Below are 1,552 nucleotides of genomic sequence, written 5' to 3'. Positions count from 1 at the left end.
GATCCGGGCCATGGTTCTGGACGGCGTTGTTGATCCCATAGCCTACACTACCGGCTATGGCAACGAGGGCTATAACCTGCCCGTTACCACGAGGCTTCCCAGAGATGAAGGGGCGCAGGCGACGCTGAATGAATTCTTGCGACTTTGCGATCAAGCGGGTGTCGCTCAGTGTCCCTTCGGCAATGCCGCGGCCAGTAATTTTGATTTCCTGGTCAATCACTTGCGGACGAGGCCTGTCCAGATAATTCATCCGATCTTCGGTCCCGTCGACCTGACCTATGACCGATTCCTTGAAACGGTTTTCAGCGCGCTGGTGCATTCATCTGGATGGCCGCTGCTGGCGAACGTCTTGAATGAAATTCACGCCACTATTATCACCGGTTCTGAAGACGCGGCTATTAGAGCGGGACGTGCATTTGCTGCTTTATTTGCTGCCCTAGGCGACATACCCAGTCCCGATGATAAGGCACTCGCCGCCCAGCAATTCGCGGTCATGTGCAGCGATTCCATCAATCCCGATAATTACGCGGCCTGGTCTTCAGCGGGAGAAGCCGCTGAGGCCAATGATGGGGTATTTGGGCGCCTCACGGCCTGGCAATCCAGCCCTTGTGCCGTTTGGCAGGGTAACGATCCAGACCGTTATCTCGGCCCGTTTACCCGCAAGTCCTCAAGGCCGATACTCCTTGTCGCCAACCGTTTCGACCCCTTAACACCGTATGAAGGTGCCGTGCAAACGCACGGCCTCCTGCCCAATTCAGCCCTGCTGACGCTCGAAGGCTGGGGACATACGTCACTGTTTCTTTCATCCTGCGTGGACCGGGTTGTGTCTAACTATCTGCTCACCTCCAAGATTCCCGGGGCTGGAGCTAGCTGCCAGCAAGATGTTGCACCTTTCGCCTATACATCGGCCGAACTGGCATCCTCCGGCGACATATCTTCACAAGCGGCTACCCCTGAACCTGCGCTTAAAGATGACAAAGTGGATGCGAGGCAGCAGATGATGCAAAGCATCCTTGGACACAAGTCCCGCACAGAGTGTCTTCTGGATTGGGCGGAAAGTAATTACTCAAACTTATTTTCTCCAGCTGGGGCAAAATCACAATTTCAATCGCCCTATACTTATCGCCATTACAGCCAGACAGACTCTTATGTAGGGGTATCAGCCAGTGACAACCATGTTTATTACTTAGGCCCTGAACGTGTTTTAGTGGATGTGGGTGATTTATACGGTTGGCTGACTAAGGCATCGTGTCTATGAGTTATATTGGTTCGAGATGGCTTATAGGTGTTAATGGAAGTTGATGCTCTGCGAGGCGGGGGCTTTTACCCCGTCTCTAACGCCTGAAACAACGTTATCTTTATACTCCACTGCATCCTTATCGATAATGTAATAACTAAAACGGGCGGGACAGAAATGTCTCGCCGGATGTGAATCAAGGAGACGAACTAATGAATAATCAACCGTTTATTTTCGATCAGCTTCATATCGAAGCAGCGCGTAACGCTTCGGATGACTTCAATTTGTTTCATGACAAGCATAAGTGGCTACAAA

General features: G+C 51.7%; 1 protein-coding gene. It reads left to right on the top strand.

Going from position 1 to position 1,552, the window contains the following annotated elements; all coding sequences use genetic code 11:
• The coding region (locus IT781_RS21775) for an alpha/beta hydrolase (RefSeq protein ID WP_194972267.1) at window positions 1-1,258 on the top strand (1,258 nt) is incomplete at its 5' end.
• Window positions 1,259-1,552 lie beyond the last annotated feature (294 nt).

The sequence above is a fragment of the Methylobacter sp. BlB1 genome (assembly GCF_015476545.1).
GTDB lineage: Bacteria > Pseudomonadota > Gammaproteobacteria > Methylococcales > Methylomonadaceae > Methylobacter.
This window is presented reverse-complemented; position numbering and strand designations above follow the sequence as displayed.